Below are 17,901 nucleotides of genomic sequence, written 5' to 3' on the forward strand. Positions count from 1 at the left end.
GCCGAAGGCACCTGCCAGAGGCACGCCTGCGCGCGGCACTCCCCCGGGTCAGTTGCCGCGGTAGGGCGAGAAGTCGGGCGGGCGCTTCTCGTTGAACGCGGTGATGCCCTCGAGGGCCTCGGGGGAGTCGCCGAAGAGGCGGAGGCTCGAGTACGCCATCTGCCCGATTCCGGCGAAGTGCTCGGTGTCGGTGTTGAACGACTGCTTCAGTACCTTCAGCGAGGTGGGGGAGAGGTTCAGGATCTCGTCGGCCCACTGCCGCACCTCGGCCTTCAGCTGGTCGGGTGCGACGACCTTGTTGATGAGGCCCCAGTTCTCGGCCTGCTCCGCGGTGTACTTGCGGCAGAGGAACCAGATCTCGCGAGCCCGCTTCTCGCCGATGATGCGGGCCATGTAGCCGGTGCCGAATCCGGCGTCGAAGGATCCCACGCGGGGCCCGTTCTGGCCGAAGATGGCGTTGTCGCTGGCGATCGTCAGGTCGCAGAGCATGTGCAGCACGTGGCCGCCGCCGATGGCGAACCCGTTCACCGCCGCAATCACGGGCTTCGGAACGTCGCGGATCACCCGGTGCAGGGATTCGACCTCGAACAAGCCCGACTCCGAGGGGCCGTAGTCGCCGGTCTCGGCCCGCTGCTTCTGGTCGCCGCCGGTGCAGAACGCCTTCTCTCCGGCGCCCGTCAGAGTGATGGCTCCGACGTCGTCGCTGCCCCAGGCGAGCTTGAAAGCGTGGATGAGTTCATCCACGGTGCGAGCCCGGAACGAGTTGTACCGTTCGGGTCGGTTGATGGTGATCGTGGCGAGGCCGTTGTCGACCTCGTAGAGAACGTCGGTGAATTCCATGTTCGCGGTGTCCTTTCGGGAGAGGGGCAGGTGGGGTGTAGTGAGGTGGGTGGGGCGGATGCCCGGATGGCGGCGTCGCGGTTCAGGCGAAGTCGGGGCGGCGCTTCTCCACGAAGGCGGCGATGCCCTCCCGGCCTTCGCCGTCTGTGAACAGCTTCGCGATCTCCGAGCGCTCGGAGGCGTTGCCTTCGGCCAGTGGCAGGTCGAAGGCAGCATCCACCGTCCGGACGACAGCTGCCTGGGCGGGTGCGGATGCCCGGGTGAGCGTCTTCGCGAGTGTGAGGGCCTCGGCCAGAGCCTGGCCCGGCTCGACGAGACGGTCGACGAGGCCGATGGCATGGGCATCCGGAGCAGTGACCTGCCGCCCGGTGAGCATGATGTCGAGCGCCCGGCCGCGACCGACGAGGCGGGGCAGGCGCTGTGTTCCGCCGGCGCCGGGAATCAGCCCGAGTTTGACTTCGGGCAGGCCGAACTGCGCGTCGCCGCCGGCCACGCGCAGGGTGCAGGCGAGGCTGAGCTCGAGTCCGCCGCCGAGCGCGACGCCCTCGATCGCCGCGATCGCCAGCAGCGGTGCGCCGGCGAGGCGGTCGACGACGGCCCGGAGGCGGTCGCCGTACGCTTCGAAGCCCTCGAAGTCGATGGAAGCCATGAGCTTGATGTCGGCGCCCGCCGCGAAGAAGCCCGGGATCGACGAGGAGATGACGATGACCTTGGCGGGCGCCCCCGCGTCGCCGGGAGCCGGGTCGAGTGCAGCGTCGAGCGCGGCGTCGAGCCCTTCGATGATCGCGGTTCCGAGGGCATTGGCGGGCGCGCTGTGCAGGTCGACCTGCAGGATGCCCGGGACCGCCCACTCCCAGCTGACCGCCTGTGTCGTGGTGTCTGTCATGGTCTGCTTCCCCTCTACGCCATCGTCAGGCCGCCGCTGACGGACAGCGTCTGGCCGGTGATGTAACCGGTGGCGTCGGAGGCGAAGAACACGACGGCTGCCGCGATGTCGCTCGGCTGGCCGAGCCGGCGCATCGGAACGGCGCGGGTCATGCCCGAGATGACCTTCTCGGCGTCGGCGCCCGACTGGTCGGCGAACTTCCGCAGCGCCGGGGTGTCGGTCGGACCCGGGCAGACCGTGTTCGCGGTGACGCCGCTCGTGGCGACCTCACGCGCGAGCGTCTTCGTGAAGGCGATGGTGCCGCCCTTCGCCCCCGAGTAGACGGCTTCGAGCGACGACCCGACCCGGCCCGCGTCGGAGCCGATGTTGATCACACGCCCCCAGCCCCGTTCGATCATGCCCGGTACGACGGCGTGCGTGACGCGCAGCTGGCCCTTGAAGTTGAGGTCGATGATCTTGTCCCAGAAATCCTCTGTGGTGTCGACGAAGTTCATGAAGTCGTCCCAGCCCGCGCAGTTCACGACGACCTCCACGGGGCCGAGCGCATCGGTGACGGCGGTGACCGCGGCGGCCACGGATGCGCTGTCGGTGACGTTCAGCGACACCGGCACGGCCTCGCCGCCGGCCGCGGAGATCTCGTCGGCGACGCCGGTGGCAGCCTCGACGTTCAGGTCGGCGACGGCGACGCGGAAGCCCGCCTCACCGAGTGCCAGGGCGATGCCCTTGCCGATTCCCGAGGCCCCGCCTGTGACGAACGCGACTCTGTTGCTCATTCTGATCTCCATTGATGTGTGGTGCGGGTGGGCGGTGCGGATGGTGCGATTGTGCGGCGGTGCGGTGGTGACTCAGTGGTCGACGAGCGTGCCCGTCCAGTCGACCGGCCCGGCGAGGATCGAGTGGCTGGTGAGCTTCCGCCCGAGCGTACTCTGCGCCTCCCTGGCCGCAGCGATCACCAGGTCGAGGTCGAGCCCGGTGTCGACCCCCATCTCCTCGAACATGCTGACCAGGTCTTCGGTGGCGATGTTTCCGGTCGAACCGGCCGGTACCGGGCATCCACCGAGCTCGCCAAAGCTCGACTCGAAACTCTCGCAGCCCGCTTCGAGGGCGGCGTAGGCGTTGGTGAGGCCCTGGCCACGGGTGTTGTGGAAGTGCGCGGTGAGTTCGACGCCCGGCAGCCGTTCGAAGGCCGCCCCGAAGAAGTCGGAGACGTACGCGGGGTTCGCCATGCCGGTCGTGTCGCCGAAGCCGATCTCGGTGGCGCCCATCTCGGCGAAGCGCTCGGCGAGGCCCAGCACGCGGTCGAGCGGGATCTTTCCTTCGTACGGGCACCCGAACGACGTGGCGATCACAGCGTCGAGCTTGAGCCCGGCATCCAGGATGCGCGTCGCCATCGCCTTGTCGTCGGCCATCGTCTGTTCGACGGCCCTGTTGATGTTCTTCAGGTTGTGCGTCTCCGAGGCACTGACGAAGATCGACGCCTCGTCGAAGTACTCACGAACGGCCAGGGCGTTGTCGAGGCCCCTGCTGTTCGGAATCAGCACCATGCGCGACACTGTCGACGGCAGGTGGATGCCCTTCAGCACCTCCACGCCGTCGGAGAGCTGCGGAATGACGTCGGGCCGCACGAAGCTGGCGACCTCGATGCGGGTGAAGCCGGCGCGGCCGAGCGATTCGATGAGCCGGATCTTGTCGGCGGTGGCGATCACCTCCGGCTCGTTCTGGAAGCCGTCGCGGGGGCCGACCTCGCGGATGACAACGCTGCTGGGTCTCCGACTGCTCATACTTCTGCCTCCTGTAGTCCACTGTTCATGCTGTCATCGCCGCCAGCCGGCCCGCGGCGCGTTCGAGCGACTCCCGGTGTTCGGGTGCCGCGACCTCGATCAGCCGACGGGCGCGTTCGGCGAACCCGCAACCGCGGAGGTGCGCCGCACCGTGTTCGGTGACCACCACGTCGACGTCGGTGCGGGAGGTCGTGACGGTGTCGACCGTGGGAACGATGGTCGAGTGCGACCCGCCGGTGGAGCGCACGGCGATGATCGACCGGGCACCGGAGGCGCTTGCGGCCCGCGAGAAGTCGGACTGGCCGCCCACGGCACCGATGTAGGTTCCGCGCCGCATCTCGGCGTTCACCTGCCCGCTCAGGTCGACTTCGATGGCCGAGTTGATGGAGACGAGCGACCGGAGGTGCGAGAGCGTGCGGGCGCTGTGGGTGTAACTGGCCGCACAGAACCGCACGGGCAGGTCGTCGAGCCGCTCGTAGAAGGCCGTGCTGCCGAGAGCTGCACCGGTCACGATGACCCCGGTGTCGATCTCCTTGCGGGCACCCGTGATGACGCCGCGGTCGACCAGGTCGGCGATGCCGTCGGTGATGAGGCCCGAGTGCACGCCCAACTCGCGGTGCCCGCGGAGGTCGGCGAGTACGGCGGCGGGCAGTGCTCCGACGCCGAGCTGGATGGTGTCGCCGTCCTCGATGAGGCCGGCGATGTGGCCGGCGATCGCGAGGTCGACGGGTGTGGAGACGGTCAGCGGCGCCTCGAGCAGGGGCCGGTCCGTGCGGATCGACGCGGCGAACCGCGACACGTGGATGCCTGCGCTACCGCTGGTGACGGGCATCCGTTCGTTGATCTCGGCGATGATCACGCGCGTGTGCTCGATCGCGTCCGCCGCGTAGTCGACGCCCACCCCGAGAGAGCAGATGCCGTTCTCGTCGGGGGGAGACACCTGCACGAGCGCGACGTCGCCGGGCAGTTCGCCGCGCGCGAACAGGTCGGGCAGGCCCGAGTAGTTCGCCGGAACCACTTCGAGCCGGCCCTCCTTGCTGAGGTGCCGCAGGTCGCCGAGCGCTCCGTAGGAGACGATGCTCAGTTCGGGGGGAGGGTTGCGGGTGATCCGTTTGTCGAAGGTGAGGCCGACGAAGGCGGTGACCGGGCCGATGTCGTGCAGCTGGTCGAGCAGAGCGTGCACGAGCGGCGTCGGTTCGGCGCTCGTCTGGCTCCACCAGATCTCGTCGCCCGCGTGGATCAGGCCGGTCAGGTCGATCATGAGTCGAGCCGCTGGATGAGCGTGGCCGTGCCGAGGCCGCCGCCGCAGCACATCGTGACGAGACCCAGTTCGACGTCGCGCCGTTCCATCTCGGCGAGGATCGTCGCGATCAGGCGCGAGCCGGTCGCCCCCACCGGGTGGCCGAGGGCGATGGCGCCGCCGTTCACGTTCACGCGGCTCATGTCGGGCTGCAGCTCCTGCTGCCAGGCGAGCACGACGGAGCCGAACGCCTCGTTGATCTCGATCAGGTCGATGTCGTCGATCGTGAGGCCGTTGCGTTCGAGGAGCTTGCGGGTGGCCGGGATCGGCCCGGTGAGCATGATGATCGGGTCGACGCCGACGGTGGTCTGGTCGAGGATGCGCGCGCGCACCTTCAGCCCGTGCTTCTCGGAGGCGGCCCGCGAGGCGAGCAGCACGCCGGCCGCGCCATCCGTCAGTGGAGACGACGTGCCCGCCGTTACCCGCCCGTTCTCGGAGCGGAACACCGTCTTCAGGCCGCCGAGCGTCTCGAGCGAGGTTCCGGGGCGCACACTCTGGTCGCTGGTGCGGAGCTGCCCGTCGAGCTCGAGCGGCACCATTTCCGCGTCGAACCGGCCGGCTGCGATCGCCTCGGTCGCGAGGGCGTGCGAACGGACGGCGAACTCGTCCATCTCCTCGCGACTGATGTTCCAGCGTTCGGCGATGAGTTCGGCGCTCTCGCCCTGCGGCACCATGTCGTAGAGGTCGAGCAGTTCGGCCGGCCACGCCTTGCCGTAGAGCTCCTCGATCTTGCCGACCGAGTTCATCGGCACGTGCGTCATGTTCTCGACACCGCCCGCGATGACGAGTTCGTGCATCCCCGAGGCCACGAAAGCGGCGCCCATGGCGACGGATGTCTGTGCCGACCCGCAGCGCCGGTCGACCACCACGGCGGGCACTTCGGGCGGGTAGCCGGCCTGCAGCCAGGCGTTCCGGCCGACGTTCCGCGACTGCTCGCCGAACTGTGCCGTGCACCCGATCACCAGGTCTTCGATGTCGTCTGGGGCCAAGCCGCTGCGGCTGAGCAGATCGGTGTACACCGCGCCGAGCATGACGTTCGGGTGCGTGCCCCGGAACCAGCCCTTCTCGGGGTTCGCCCGCCCCATCGGCGTGCGAACGGCCTCGGCGATGAGCGCTTCGCGGCCGGAGGAGATGAAGGGATTGTCGAAGACCATCAGATGACCGTTCCGCCGTCGACCGGGAGCACTTGCCCGGTGATGTACCCCGCGGCATCCGAGGCGAAGAAGACGAACGACTCGGCGATCTCGTCGGGTTGGGCCCAGCGGCCGAGCGGGATGCGCGCAAGTGTCAGGGCGGCGAGCTTCTCGTTGTCGCGGATGTTCTGGGTCATCGCCGTGGCCGCCAGTGGGGCGATCGCGTTGACCGTGATGGCGCGCCGGGCGAGCTCCTTGGCGAGCGACTTGGTGAGGCCGATGATGCCGGCCTTGGCCGCGCCGTAGTTCGCCTGCCCGATGGTGCCGACGATGCCGGCGGCGGAGGTCACGTTGATGATGCGGCCCGTGCCGTCGTCGGGCAGGTAGCCGAGGGCGGCCTTGCTGCAGACGAAACTACCCATCAGGTGGATGTCGACGACCCGGCGGAAGTCCTCTTCTTCGAGGTTCTTGAACATGGCGGGGGCGATCGCACCGGCATTGTTCACGAGAATGTGCAGCGTGCCGCCGGCCAGCGCCGCTGCGGCTGCGGCGGCCTCGGCGGCCGCAGCACTGTCACGCACGTCGAACGCGAACGACGAGGCGCTGAATCCGTCGGACACGATCGCGTCGGCGACCGCCGCAGCGGCATCAGCGTTCACGTCGGTGACGAGCACAGCGGCCCCGTTGCGGGCCAGAGCCCGCGAGACGGCAGCACCGATGCCACCGCCCGCGCCGGTGACCAGCGCCGAGCGCCCCGAGAGGATGCCCATCAGTAGCTCCGCGGCATGCCGAGCACGTGCTCGCCGATGTAGTTCAGCACCATCTCCTGGCTGAGCGGCGCGATGCGCAGCAGCCGTGCCTCACGGAAGTAGCGGGCCACGTGGTACTCCTCGGAGTAGCCCATGCCGCCGTGTGTCTGCAGGGCGCGGTCGGCGGCCTCGAAGCCGGCGTCGGCGCAGAGGTACTTGGCCATGTTCGCCTCCTTGGCGCACGGCAGGCCCTTGTCGTAGAGCCAGGTGGCCTTCCGCAGCATCAGTTCGGCGGCATCGAGGCGCGCGAGCGACTCGGCGAGCGGGAACTGGATGCCCTGGTTCATGCCGATCGGGCGGCCGAACACATGGCGGTCCTTGCCGTACTGCACCCCGGCGCGAAGGGCCGCGCGGCCGATTCCCAGCGCTTCGGCGGCCACGAGCATCCGTTCGGGGTTCAATCCGTCGAGAATGTATTTGAAGCCCGTGCCCTCGTCGCCGATACGGTCTTCGACCGGGATCTGCAGGTTGTCGATGAACAACTCGTTCGACGAGACGGCGTTCCGTCCCATCTTCTTGATCGGCCGCACATCGATGGCCGACCGGTCGAGGTTCGTGAAGAACAGGGTGAGGCCGTCGGTCTTCTTGGGCGAATCCTCGAACTTCGCGGTGCGCGTCAGCAGCAGGATCTTCTCCGACTCCATCGCCTTCGAGATCCAGACCTTCTTGCCGTTGACGACGTAGTGGTCACCGTCGCGCTTCGCGAACGTCGTGATGCGCGTGGTGTCGAGTCCGGCATCCGGTTCGGTCACACCGAAGCACACATGCAGGTCGCCGTTCACGATGCGTGGCAGGTTCTGCTGCTTCATCTCCTCGGATCCGTGCACGATCACGGGATGCATGCCGAAGATGCTGAGGTGGATGGCGCTCGCCGCGTTCATCCCGCCCCCGGAGGCGGCCACGGCCTCGATCAGCAGGCAGGCCTCCGTGATGCCGAAGCCGTGGCCGCCGTACTCCTCGGGGGTGGTGATGCCGAGCCAGCCGCCCTCTGCCATCGCGTCGTAGAACTCGGTGGGGAACTCCTTGTCGAGGTCTTTGTGCATCCAGTAGTCGTCGTCGAACCGCTTGGCGACATCGGTGACGGCGTCACGAATGGTCACCTGGTCTTCGGTGAGTTCAAAATCCACAATGACTCCGTTTCGCTTACTTGGACCTACCTTATCAAAGGACTGACCATTTAGGGTACCGGCAGAAGACCCAGCTCGTCGGCGATGCGTTCGTTCCACACCGCGGGGCTGCCGAAGAGCTCGTGGTCGAGCTTGGCGCGCTTGTAGAGCAGTTGCAGATCGTGCTCCCAGGTGTAGCCGATGGCCCCGTGCATCGTGAGGGCCGACTCGGCGGAGCGGGAGGCGGTGGCCGTGGCCTGGGCTTTGGCTGTCGCGGCGTGCAGCGATGATTCGGGCAGGCCGTCGTCGACGGATGCCGCTGCGTAGTACACGATCGAGCGCGAGGCCTCCTCGGCGACGAGCATCGTCGCGGCGGCATGTTTCATCGCCTGGAACGACCCGATCGCCGCGCCGAACTGGGTGCGCTGCCTGCTGTACTCCACTGAGAGCGCCAGCATGCGGGTGGCGGCGCCCAGGGCGTCGGCGGCGACCAGAACGGCGGCCCGCAGTCGGGCGTCAGCGAGAAAGGCGTCGGCATCGGCGTCGAGCTTCGTGCCCGCCGCATCCGCCAGGGTGATGTCGCCGGTCGAGCGGCTGCGGTCGAGCAGTTCGCCCGGCTCGATGCTGACTCCGGATGCGCCCACCTCGACGAGGTAGAGGGAGCCGCCGGCGGGCACGACGAGCAGCGTGGCCCGGTCTGCACCCAGCACCGTTCGCACCGTGCCGCTGATCCCGGCCTCTGTGGCGGTGAACGCTGAGGCGAACGCGGCACTGTCGGCCGCGACCGCCAGGGCCGTGGACCGGCCGTTCTCGACGACGTCTGCGGCGGTGGCCGGGTCGAGCGCCGGCAGGGCGAGCACCGTGGCGAGCCAGGCCGACGACGGCGCGGCGCGCATCGCCAGCTGCTCGGCGATCAGCGCGAGTTCGAGCAGCCCGCCGCCCTGCCCGCCCTGCTCCTCGGCCAACCCGACGCCGAGCCAGCCCGCCTCGGCCAGCGAATGCTCGAAGGCCGCCGGATCGGCGCTCTCGAGCGCAGCGCGCACCTGCTCGGGCGCAGCCGTGTCGCCCAGCCAGTCGGCCAGCGCCTCGACGAACATCTTCTGTTCTGCATCGACTTCCCACCGCATGGTGTTCCCTACTTCGTCTTCTGGTCGCCGACAGCGCGGCTGATCTCGTTCACGGCATCCGGGTTCTCGGCCCCTGACAGGTCGCCCTGGGGGAGCCCGAGCGCGGCTGCGCGCACGGCGCGGCGCATGATCTTCTGCGACCGGGTCTTCGGCAGTTGGCTGACGCGGCGCACCAGCGAGGGGGCGAACGGTTTGCCGAGCTCACTGGCCACCAGCGCGCGGAGTTCCTCGGAGACATCCTCGCTCGACGACGCCCGCGGAACCCAGAATGCCCACACGGTCTCACCCTTCGTGGAATCGGGCACGCCCACGGCGGCCGCCTCGACGACGGCGGGGTGCGTGATGAGCACGGACTCGACCTCGGCCGGGGCGAGACGTTTGCCGGCCACGTTCATCACATCGTCGGAGCGACCGAGGATGAACCACTGGTCGTCCTCCACGAGAGCGAAGTCGCCGTGGTGCCACATGCCGGGGAACGTGGTCCAGTACGCCTCGAGGTACCGGTCGTCGTCCTTCCAGACGCCGCGGGTCATCGCCGGCCACGGCTGCCGGCAGACGAGCTCGCCCACCTCGCCGCGCACCGAGTCTCCGTTCGCGTCGACCACATCCACGTCCATGCCGAGCGACGGCCCGCCGAGCGAGCAGCTGCGGATGGTCTCGACGGGGTAGGGCGCGAGGAAGGAGCCGCCGACCTCTGTGCCGCCCGAGAAGTTGATGATCGGAACCCGGTCGCCGAAGACGTCGACGGCCAGCCATTCGTAGGCGCTCGGGTCCCAGGGCTCGCCGGTCGAGCCGAGCACATGCACGCTCGACAGGTCGTAGTCGCGGAAGGTCGTCGAACCCGAAGCACGCAACGTGCGGATCAGTGTGGGCGACACCCCCAGCATCGAGATGCGATGGTTCTGGACGAGCGACCAGAGCCGGTCGATGTCGGGCACATCGGGCGAGCCCTCGTAGAGTACGAGCGTCGCGCCGTTCGCGTGGGTGCCGAAGATCGAGAGGGGCCCCATGATCCAGCCCATGTCGGTGATCCAGCAGAAGACGCCGTCGGCATTCACGTCGAACGAATAGGCGACCTCACTGGCCGTCTTCACGAGGAATCCCGCGTGCGTGTGCACGGCGCCCTTCGGCTTGCCGGTGGTGCCGGAGGTGTAGGCCAGCAGCAGCGTCTCGGTCGCCGGCAGCGCCACCGGTTCGGTGAGGGGCGTGGCGGCCAGGAGTGACTCCCAGGCCACGTCGGTTCCGGATGCAGCGCTGCCACCGCCGACGTTGGTGACGACCACTACGCGCTCGACGGTCGGGCACGAGGCGACGGCCTCGTCGAGCAGCGCTTTCATCTCCACCGTGCGGTGTCGGCGAACCGTTCCGTCGGCCACGATCACAGCGACCGCTCCGGCGTCCCGGATGCGCGCCGCGATCGCCGACGGGGCGAAACCGGAGAACAGCGGCACGATGATCGCGCCGAGCGAGGCGATGGCGTAGCAGGCGACCACGGCCTCGGGGATCATCGGCAGGAACAGCGCGACGGTGTCCCCGCGCTTCACGCCGAGCTCCCGGAGCCCGCCCGCCACCGCCGCAGCGCGTTCGGCTAGTTCGGCGTAAGTCAGGTTCGTGACGGTTCCGTCTTCGGCCTCGTGCGAGACGGCGATCCTTCCCGCGCCCACGTCGTTCTGCCAGCGCGTGAGGCACGCATCGACGATGTTGATCGTCGACCCGGTGAACCATTCGGGCCGCTCGATGCCGGCCGAGATGTCGATGACGCTCTCGTAGGGCGTGCGGAACGGGATTCCCAGGTCGGTCACGACCGCATCCCAGTACCAGCCCACGTCGGCCACCGACCGCGCGCGGAGTTCGGGCAGCGTCCCGATGCCGTGCGACCGGCCCAGGCGGGTGACGTTCGCATTCTCGATGTAGTCGGCGGTGGGCAGCCATTCGTAGACGGCCGGGTCGTGGCTCATTTCGCGCTCCGGGGCATGCTGAGCATCCGTTCGGCCACGATGTTGCGCTGGATGAACGTCGAGCCGCCTGCGATGGCGGTGCCGCGGGACTGGTAGGCGAGGCGCACCCACCGTGCCGTCTCGGGGTCGTCGGACTCCAGCGCGAACTGCCCGCCGAGCGGCGTCATCGAGAGCCGGAAGTCGGCGAGATCCTCCACCAGAGGGCAGAAGAAGAGTTTGCCGATGGAGGTCACCGGGCCGGGGGGCCCGTCATCCGTCGCCAGCGACACCACCCGCTGCCCGATCAGGTAGTGCGTGAGCGCGCGCCCGTAGAGATCGGCGACCGTGTCGCGCACCCGGGCATCCGCACCGAGCGGACGACCGGCACTGTCTGTCGCCTCGCGTACGGCGGTGACGATGTCGCGCACGGCGCGCTGGGTGTTGACCCGGCCGGTGGCGATCGCGACGCGTTCGTAGGCGAGCGTGCCCATGGCGACGGCCCAGCCGCCGTTCACCTCGCCGACCACGAGCTCATCGGGGATGAAGACGCTGTCGAGGAAGACCTCGTTGAACTCGGCCTCGCCCAGCATGTGGCGAAGCGGCCGGATGGTCACGCCCTCGGTGTCGAGGGGGAGGATGAAGAACGTGATGCCCTTGTGCCGCGGTTCGGTTCCCGTGCGGGCGAGCAGAATGGCGAACGAGGCGACGTGGGCGCGGCTCGTCCAGATCTTCTGGCCGGTGATCGACCAGCCGCCGTCGACTTTCGTGGCCTTCGTGCGGAGCGACGCGAGGTCGGAGCCGGCCTCGGGCTCGGAGAACAGCTGGCACCAGATCTCGTCGCCGGTCAGGATCGGGCGGAGGAACCGCTCCTTCTGCGCGTCGGTGCCGTAGTCGATGATGGTCGGGCCGGAGAAGTCCTCGCCGATCGTGTTCAGTCGTTCGGGGGCGCCGGCGAGGTCGAGTTCTTCGGCGAAGATGGCGCGGATGTTCGGGCCCTCGCCGCCCCCGCCGTACTCCTTCGGCCACGACAGTCCGGCGTAGCCGCCGTCGAACAGGGCCTTCTGCCACTGGGTCCAGAACGGGACCTTGGCCACCAGGTCGGCGGGCTCCGGCCAGGGCAGAGTGGGCAGCGTCGCCTCGATGAAGGCTCGGGCTTCGGTGCGGAATCGTGCTTCTTCGGGCGAATCCGACAGGTTCATAGATCATCCTCACGTCGTTCAGGTCCGATGTTACTATTGGTCAGACCAAAAGATCCAGTTCTGGAAGGCAGCGATGACCGGGATTCCTGTAGGCGGCGTCGTCGACACCGTCGAGTTCACCGTGGAGGCGGGCAAGATCCGCGAGTTCGCCCGCGCGACCTTCACCGAAGACCCCCGGCACGCGGCCGGTGAACTAGCCACGGCGACCCACTCGGTGGTGACGGGCCACTACCGCGACCAGCGCGGATTCGTGGCGCGCCTCGGCCTCGCCATCGAGCGCATCGTCGTAGGATCGGTCTCGTGGGAGTACGAACGCCCCCTCATCGCGGGCGACCGACTCGTGGCCACGCGCCGTGTCGAGGCCGACACCGTGCGCGAGGGCCGCACCGGCGCGATGCGTTTCGTGACTCTCGCCACGTCGTTCACGGATGCTGCGGGCGAGACCGCGCTCGTGCAGCGCGAGGTGCTCATCGAGAGGCCAGCGTCGTGACGGCCGGCACTCCGCTGGTGGCTCCGGATGCCCGGCGGATCGGCCCCGTGACGAGAACCGACATCGTGCGCTTCGCCGGTGCGGGCGGGGACTTCAATCCGCTCCACCACGATCCTGACGCCGCTCGCGCCGCCGGCTTCGACGATGTCATTGCCATGGGGCAGTTCCAGGCCGGCCTGCTGGCCGGTTACCTCACCGACTGGGTGGGGGTCGAGAATCTGCGCCGCCTGGAGGTGCGCTTCCGTGCGCCGGTGCGCCTCGGCGACGTGCTCGAGCTCTCGGCGACCGTCGGCGAGGCCGCCGACGGCCTGACGGCCGTCTCGCTCGTGGCGTCGGTCGGCGGCGTCGTCGTCGTCAGCGCCGAGGCATCCGTCGAGGCCCGCTGACCCGTTCGAAACGAGCGGCGCGTCAGCGCAGCGACCAGACCGGGTCGCGCTTCTCGCGGAAGGCCGTGACGCCCTCTTTCATGTCGTCGGTGCCGAAGGCATCGGCGAGCCTGCGCTGCAGAACGTCGAGCGCCTCGCCGAGCGGCAGGTCGCGGGTCGCATCGATCGCCTCCTTGCCGAGCCGCATCAACAGCGGCGATTTCGCAGCGATGCGGCGGGCCCACGCCAGCACCGCCGCGTCGAAGTCGGCATCGGGTACGACGCGGTTCACGAACCCGAAATCCCTGCCCTCCGCGGCCGTCACCAGATCGCCGACCATCATCAGCTCGTTGGCCTTCATGCGGTCGACGTTGCGGTAGATCAGCGCCGAGATCATGAACGGGAAGACGCCGACGTTGATCTCCGGGCATCCGAACCTCGTCGACTCCTTCGCGATCACCAGGTCGCAGGCGAGCGCCAGGCCGAAAGCGCCCGCGAGCACGTCGCCGTTCGCCGCGCAGACCACCGGCTTGCCGAGCGCACCGAGCAGCCGGTAGAGGCGCGGGAACCGGCCGAGCCCCTCGAACTTCTCGTCGGGGGAGCGGTCGTCGGCGAACGCCTTCAGGTCGCCGCCGGCCGAGAAGATCCGGTCGTGCGACGACGTGATCACCACCACCCGCACGGTGTCGTCGTCGCGGGCGGCCTCGAGCGCGGCGAGCAGCTGGTCCATCAGCTCGTCGCTCAGCGCGTTGCGCGTGGCAGGACTGTCGAGGGTCACGACGGCGATGCCCGGATCGGGCCGGTCGGTTCGCACGAGCGGGATGGTCATGGTGCCTCCTTGGTCATCGATTCTCTGGCGTCTCCGGTTCTGCGACGGGCGTCATGCTGCCGAGATGCCGCCGTTCACACTGATCGCCTGGCCGGTCAGCCGCCGCGCCGCCGGCCCGGCCAGGAACGCCACCAGGTCGCCGAGGTCGTCGGCATCCGGCACCCCGAGGTGCGCCGCCCGGGCGGCGCTCGCGAACAGTTTCGCACTGAACCCGTCTTCGGTGATGCGTGCCGTCGACGCCGTGCCGTGCACGAGCGACGGCGTCAGCACGTTCGCGCGGATCCCGTTGCGCTTACCCTCGATCGCGATCGTGCGGGTGAACATGATGATCGCCGCCTTGCAGGCCCCGATGATGGTCTCGCCGGGCGTGGCGGTCTTGCCGGCGTCCGACGCCACCGTGATGATCACGCCGCCGCGACGTTCTGCCATGTGGGGCATCACCTCGCTGACCATCTGCATGGCCGGCAGCAGCATCTGCTGCAGGATGCCGCCGATCGACGCGGTCGGGATGTCGCGGAAGAGCTCCGGCCGATTCTCGGCCACCGTCGAGACGACGAGGATGTCGACCCCGCCGAGCAGTTGCTCTGCCTCGTCGGTGATGCGGGCGGCTTCGGAGGCCGATGTCGCGTCGCCCTGCACGAAGTGGACCGTCGCGCCCGTCGTCCGGGCGAGTTCCGCGCGGGCAGCCTCGCCGCGCGCGGCGTTGCGGGCGACGATCACGATGCGCCGCACCCCGGCGAGCCCGAGCTTCCGGGCCGAGGCGAACCCGATGCCGGCCGAGCCGCCGACCACGAGCGCTCCGCTGTCAGGGAGGGACTTCGGTTCGGGCAGACCCGATCCGTCCCCGCTCACAGCGACACCGTCTTCGTCGCGAGGATCTCCTTCGAGATGATGTTCTTCTGGATCTCGGCCGTGCCGTCGGCCACCAGGTAGGCCATCACATCGCGGAACCGCTGCTGCAGCGGGAACTCCGCCGAGTAGCCGAGGTTGCCGTGGATCTTCATCGACGCCTCGATCGCATCCTTCGCGACCACCGGCGCCCACCACTTGCTCATCGACGCGAGCGACGTGTGCGACCGGTTCTCCTGCCGCAGCCAGAGGGCGCGGTAGCAGACCCACCGCGCGCCCTCGATGTAGGTGGCATGCTCGGCGAGCGGGAAGCTCACCCCCTGGTACTCGGAGATCGGCTTGCCGAACGTCGTGCGGATCAGCGCGTATGCCGCCGCCTCCTCGAGGCTCTGCTCGGCAGCCCCGAGGCACATCAGGCCGATCGCGGCACGCGAGAAGTCGAAGTGGTTCATCGCGACCTGGAACCCGCGGCCCTCCTCCCCGATGAGGTGGCTCTCGGGCACGAAGACGTCGTCGAGGTGGATCGACCCCCAGCCGAGCGGCAGGCAGCCCATGCCCCGCATGTGGTGCACCGACACCCCCGCCGTGCTCATGTCGACGACGAAGCAGCTGACTCCGGATGATCGTGCCGTGCCTTCTTCGCGAGCGTAGACGAGCGACGCGCTAGCCGTCATCGCCCAGCTGATCGCTGTCTTCTCGCCGTTCAGCAGCCACCCGCCCGGCACCCGTTTCGCCGTCGTGCGGAGGGCGCTGGCATCCGAACCGGAACCCGGCTCGGTGAGCGCGATCGCGAGGTTCTCTTCGCCGGCGATCACCGGCGGCAGGTAGCGCTCGCGCACCTCCTCGGTGCCGTGCAGCAGTTGCGCCCCCACGAGGCCGACCTGGATCGGTGCCGAGGCGAGGTTGACGTCACCGTAGGCGAGGGTCTCCGAGGCGATGCCGAGCAGCACGGGGTCGTCTTCGCCCGTTCCGCCGAACTTCTCGGGCAGGCCGATGCCGAGCACACCCAGGTCACCGATCTTCTTCAGCAGCGCGAACGGGAACTCGGTGCTCGCCGAGCGGGCCGTGTAGCCGGGCAGCAGCTCCTGCCGGGAGAACTCGGCGAGGGTCCTGCGGAAGCTCTCGTGCTCATCCGAGAAACTGAAGTCGAGCATCCGGTACCTGTTCCATTCTGCGCGGCACCGTCGCGCGCGCACCTCGATCCTCTCATATTGGTAGAATCATGCAAATGGTCAGTCCAATAAGGAGGCGCCTGTGCCTGTTGTGCGTTCGTATGCCGATTCCGCCGTGGTCATTGCCGGGGCGTCGTCGGGGGTCGGTCTCGCCTCGGCACTGGCGTTCGTCGATGCGGGCGTCACGCGCCTCGCCCTGCTCTCCCGCTCTCCGGAGCGCGGCGAGGCCGCCCGCGAACGGGTGCAGGCCCGGAACCCCGCGGCGACCGTCGAGTTCATTCCGGTCGATGTGGATGATCTCGCGGCCGTCACACGCGCCGTGGCCCTGGCCCACCAGAAGCTCGGCGGCATCGACGTTCTGGTCAGTTCGGTGACCTCGGCGTACCGGCCCGACCTGCTCTCGCGCATCGAGCCGTCGGACATCGCCGGGATCCTGACCGGCCAGGCGTTGCCGCCCATGTACCTCACCCGCACGGTGCTGCCGTACCTGAAGGAGCAGGGCGGCGGTTCGATCGTCCTGGTCGCCTCGGATGCTGCCAAGGTCGCCACCCCCGGAGAGTCGGTGCTCGGCGCCGCCATGGCTGCGATCGTGATGTTCTCGCGCACGGCTGCCATGGAGGCCAAGCGCGACGGCATCCGCATCAACGCCGTCACCCCGTCGCTGATCGCGGGCACGGCCACGGCCGCCCGGGTGCTGACCGACGGCTTCAGCAAGGCGCTCTTCGACAAGGCGGCGACGCTCGCGCACCTCGGTGTGGCCGAGGCGTCGGATCTCGCCGCCCTCATCGTCTTCCTCGGCGGCCCCGCCGCGGCGAAGATCACGGGCCAGGCGATCAGCGTGAACGGCGGCATCTCGGCGGCCTGACCGCCCGGGGGCCCGGCCGGGCTGCCCTCAGCGTCGTCAGCGCAGTTCGGCGATCCGCATCGTGAGCGCTCGCCGCAACGGCGGGATGGTGGTGAGGGCGCGGATGGCGGCATTTCGAAGCTGCCGGCGTCGAGGGCTCCGAATGGTCGCGACGCGGGTCATGCGATCCGTCAGCGCTACGACGCCTGCGGCAACGGGGCGGCGACGAGTCTCGTAGCCGTCGAGGGAGGCGGCGTCTGCGGAGCCGTCGATGACGGCGGCGAGGGTCGCCGCGAGGTCGGTGGCGTCCTGGATGCCCGTGTTCATTCCTTGACCGCCGGCGGGGCTGTGGACGTGCGCTGCGTCGCCGACAAGGAACACCGCACCCGACCGGTAACTCGACGCGAGGCGATGCGCGACGCGGAACCGGGAGGACCAGGCGATGTCGTGGACAGCTGATCCGCGTGGGCCGCGTTCGTCGAGCAGGCGTTGAACGTCGGACGAAGACGGATGCTCGGGCGCCACGTCGACCGTTGCCACGATGCGGTGCCGTCCGCCCGGGAGCGGCGCGACCACGACGAGGCCCTCCTGTGCGAGAAAGAGTTGCACCTCGTCGGCGGGGAGCGGCCAGCTCAGCGTGACGTCGGCGAGCACGAAGGACTGTTCGTAGTCGCTTCCCTCGAACCGGATGTCGGCGGCGTCCCGCACGCGGCTGTGCGATCCGTCGGCACCGACCACGAACCGGGCGCGGATGACCTCGGCCCGGCCGTCGTCGTGCATCACTCCGCACATCACCAGCTCGCTCTCTGTGTCGATGCTCTGCAGCGTCACCGGTCGTCGCACGGTCACGCCGAGCTCAGCCAGCCGGTGCTCGAGCAAGGCCTCGGTGCGCGACTGCGGCAGCATCAGGGTGAACGGGTAGGGCGTGGGCAGGCCGGAGAAATCCAGTCGTGCGAGCACGGCACCTCCGTCGCGCACGGTGAAGGTGGGAACCACGACCCCTTCGGCCATCATCCGCGACGTGACGTCGAGTGATGTGAGCACCTCCAGTGTGCGAGCGTGCACGACGGCCGCCCGGGAGGTGTTGGCACCCGAGGCGAGAGCGTCGATGATGACAACATCGACACCGGCCTGCGCGAGAGCGCATGCCGTGGTGAGCCCAGCGGGTCCCGCGCCGACGATGAGCACCTGCGTTTCGGTTGATTCAGACATCGATCGCTCCTTTCGGTCAACG

General features: G+C 69.0%; 17 protein-coding genes and 1 pseudogene. 3 read left to right on the plus strand and 15 right to left on the minus strand.

The features are described from left to right. Positions 1-48 precede the first annotated feature (48 nt). The 11 genes from FB464_RS17560 to FB464_RS17610 form a co-directional block, all read right to left on the minus strand. A complete protein-coding gene (locus FB464_RS17560; RefSeq protein WP_116415879.1) occupies positions 49-840 on the minus strand; it encodes an enoyl-CoA hydratase-related protein in 792 nt (263 codons plus the stop codon). An 82-nt stretch (positions 841-922) separates the two neighbouring features. Next, positions 923-1,726 carry an enoyl-CoA hydratase/isomerase family protein gene (locus FB464_RS17565; RefSeq protein WP_116415878.1) on the minus strand — a complete coding sequence of 268 codons (804 nt, stop codon included), beginning with the start codon at positions 1,724-1,726 and terminating at the stop codon, positions 923-925. Positions 1,727-1,740: 14 nt separating this feature from the next. After that, positions 1,741-2,499: an SDR family NAD(P)-dependent oxidoreductase gene (locus FB464_RS17570; RefSeq protein WP_116415877.1), complete on the minus strand. Its 759-nt coding sequence runs from the start codon at positions 2,497-2,499 to the stop codon at positions 1,741-1,743. A 72-nt stretch (positions 2,500-2,571) separates the two neighbouring features. Further along, positions 2,572-3,507 (minus strand): hydroxymethylglutaryl-CoA lyase, encoded by a 936-nt coding sequence (locus tag FB464_RS17575; RefSeq protein WP_116415876.1) that lies wholly within the window; start codon positions 3,505-3,507, stop codon positions 2,572-2,574. Positions 3,508-3,532: 25 nt separating this feature from the next. Further along, a complete protein-coding gene (locus FB464_RS17580; protein WP_116415875.1) occupies positions 3,533-4,768 on the minus strand; it encodes an acetyl-CoA hydrolase/transferase family protein in 1,236 nt (411 codons plus the stop codon). Then, a complete protein-coding gene (locus FB464_RS17585; protein WP_116415874.1) occupies positions 4,765-5,961 on the minus strand; it encodes a thiolase family protein in 1,197 nt (398 codons plus the stop codon). Before FB464_RS17585 ends, FB464_RS17580 begins: the two co-directional genes overlap by 4 nt. After that, positions 5,961-6,710, minus strand: coding sequence for an SDR family oxidoreductase (locus FB464_RS17590; RefSeq protein WP_116415873.1), 750 nt, complete (start codon positions 6,708-6,710; stop codon positions 5,961-5,963). Before FB464_RS17590 ends, FB464_RS17585 begins: the two co-directional genes overlap by 1 nt. Next, positions 6,710-7,876, minus strand: a complete 1,167-nt coding sequence (locus FB464_RS17595) for an acyl-CoA dehydrogenase family protein (RefSeq protein WP_116415872.1) — start codon at positions 7,874-7,876, stop codon at positions 6,710-6,712. Before FB464_RS17595 ends, FB464_RS17590 begins: the two co-directional genes overlap by 1 nt. Positions 7,877-7,926: 50 nt before the next feature. Beyond that, on the minus strand, positions 7,927-8,982 hold the full coding sequence (locus FB464_RS17600; RefSeq protein ID WP_116415871.1) for an acyl-CoA dehydrogenase family protein: 1,056 nt from the start codon (positions 8,980-8,982) through the stop codon (positions 7,927-7,929). An 8-nt stretch (positions 8,983-8,990) separates the two neighbouring features. Next, positions 8,991-10,940, minus strand: a complete 1,950-nt coding sequence (locus FB464_RS17605; protein ID WP_116415870.1) for an AMP-binding protein — start codon at positions 10,938-10,940, stop codon at positions 8,991-8,993. Beyond that, positions 10,937-12,118 (minus strand): acyl-CoA dehydrogenase family protein, encoded by a 1,182-nt coding sequence (locus FB464_RS17610; protein WP_116415869.1) that lies wholly within the window; start codon positions 12,116-12,118, stop codon positions 10,937-10,939. Before FB464_RS17610 ends, FB464_RS17605 begins: the two co-directional genes overlap by 4 nt. A gap of 73 nt (positions 12,119-12,191) precedes the next feature. Here FB464_RS17610 and FB464_RS17615 point away from each other — a divergent pair, with 73 nt between their 5' ends. Together FB464_RS17615 and FB464_RS17620 are read left to right on the plus strand one after the other, a co-directional pair. Beyond that, entirely contained in the window at positions 12,192-12,608 is a 417-nt protein-coding gene (locus FB464_RS17615; protein ID WP_116415868.1) for an FAS1-like dehydratase domain-containing protein, read from the plus strand. Continuing rightward, on the plus strand, positions 12,605-12,994 hold the full coding sequence (locus FB464_RS17620) for a MaoC/PaaZ C-terminal domain-containing protein (protein ID WP_116415867.1): 390 nt from the start codon (positions 12,605-12,607) through the stop codon (positions 12,992-12,994). Before FB464_RS17615 ends, FB464_RS17620 begins: the two co-directional genes overlap by 4 nt. A gap of 22 nt (positions 12,995-13,016) precedes the next feature. Here FB464_RS17620 and FB464_RS17625 read toward each other — a convergent pair whose 3' ends face one another. Genes FB464_RS17625 through FB464_RS17635 form a run of 3 tightly spaced genes read right to left on the minus strand, consistent with a single transcriptional unit; the run spans position 13,017 to position 15,805 of the window. Beyond that, positions 13,017-13,802 carry an enoyl-CoA hydratase/isomerase family protein gene (locus tag FB464_RS17625; protein WP_116415866.1) on the minus strand — a complete coding sequence of 262 codons (786 nt, stop codon included), beginning with the start codon at positions 13,800-13,802 and terminating at the stop codon, positions 13,017-13,019. A 51-nt stretch (positions 13,803-13,853) separates the two neighbouring features. Further along, on the minus strand, positions 13,854-14,654 hold the full coding sequence (locus FB464_RS17630) for an SDR family NAD(P)-dependent oxidoreductase (protein ID WP_211327414.1): 801 nt from the start codon (positions 14,652-14,654) through the stop codon (positions 13,854-13,856). Continuing rightward, complete coding sequence (locus FB464_RS17635; RefSeq protein WP_116415865.1) at positions 14,651-15,805, minus strand: acyl-CoA dehydrogenase family protein; 1,155 nt, start codon at positions 15,803-15,805, stop codon at positions 14,651-14,653. Before FB464_RS17635 ends, FB464_RS17630 begins: the two co-directional genes overlap by 4 nt. 100 nt (positions 15,806-15,905) lie before the next feature. On the opposite strand from FB464_RS17635, the gene FB464_RS17640 reads away from it, so the two are divergent. Continuing rightward, on the plus strand, positions 15,906-16,688 hold the full coding sequence (locus FB464_RS17640; protein WP_116415864.1) for an SDR family NAD(P)-dependent oxidoreductase: 783 nt from the start codon (positions 15,906-15,908) through the stop codon (positions 16,686-16,688). Positions 16,689-16,724: 36 nt separating this feature from the next. Here FB464_RS17640 and FB464_RS17645 read toward each other — a convergent pair. Continuing rightward, a pseudogene (locus FB464_RS17645) lies at positions 16,725-17,882 on the minus strand (FAD-dependent oxidoreductase); the annotation flags it as partial. Positions 17,883-17,901 lie beyond the last annotated feature (19 nt).

Source organism: Subtercola boreus, from assembly GCF_006716115.1.
Classification (GTDB): Bacteria; Actinomycetota; Actinomycetes; order Actinomycetales; family Microbacteriaceae; genus Subtercola; species Subtercola boreus.

Coding starts and splice junctions, on each gene's coding strand:
- FB464_RS17560 (WP_116415879.1), bottom strand. CDS start 840: ATGGAATTCACCGACGTTCTCTACGAGGTCGACAACGGCCTCGCCACG.
- FB464_RS17565 (WP_116415878.1), bottom strand. CDS start 1,726: ATGACAGACACCACGACACAGGCGGTCAGCTGGGAGTGGGCGGTCCCG.
- FB464_RS17570 (WP_116415877.1), bottom strand. CDS start 2,499: ATGAGCAACAGAGTCGCGTTCGTCACAGGCGGGGCCTCGGGAATCGGC.
- FB464_RS17575 (WP_116415876.1), bottom strand. CDS start 3,507: ATGAGCAGTCGGAGACCCAGCAGCGTTGTCATCCGCGAGGTCGGCCCC.
- FB464_RS17580 (WP_116415875.1), bottom strand. CDS start 4,768: ATGATCGACCTGACCGGCCTGATCCACGCGGGCGACGAGATCTGGTGG.
- FB464_RS17585 (WP_116415874.1), bottom strand. CDS start 5,961: ATGGTCTTCGACAATCCCTTCATCTCCTCCGGCCGCGAAGCGCTCATC.
- FB464_RS17590 (WP_116415873.1), bottom strand. CDS start 6,710: ATGGGCATCCTCTCGGGGCGCTCGGCGCTGGTCACCGGCGCGGGCGGT.
- FB464_RS17600 (WP_116415871.1), bottom strand. CDS start 8,982: ATGCGGTGGGAAGTCGATGCAGAACAGAAGATGTTCGTCGAGGCGCTG.
- FB464_RS17605 (WP_116415870.1), bottom strand. CDS start 10,940: ATGAGCCACGACCCGGCCGTCTACGAATGGCTGCCCACCGCCGACTAC.
- FB464_RS17610 (WP_116415869.1), bottom strand. CDS start 12,118: ATGAACCTGTCGGATTCGCCCGAAGAAGCACGATTCCGCACCGAAGCC.
- FB464_RS17615 (WP_116415868.1), top strand. CDS start 12,192: ATGACCGGGATTCCTGTAGGCGGCGTCGTCGACACCGTCGAGTTCACC.
- FB464_RS17625 (WP_116415866.1), bottom strand. CDS start 13,802: ATGACCATCCCGCTCGTGCGAACCGACCGGCCCGATCCGGGCATCGCC.
- FB464_RS17635 (WP_116415865.1), bottom strand. CDS start 15,805: ATGCTCGACTTCAGTTTCTCGGATGAGCACGAGAGCTTCCGCAGGACC.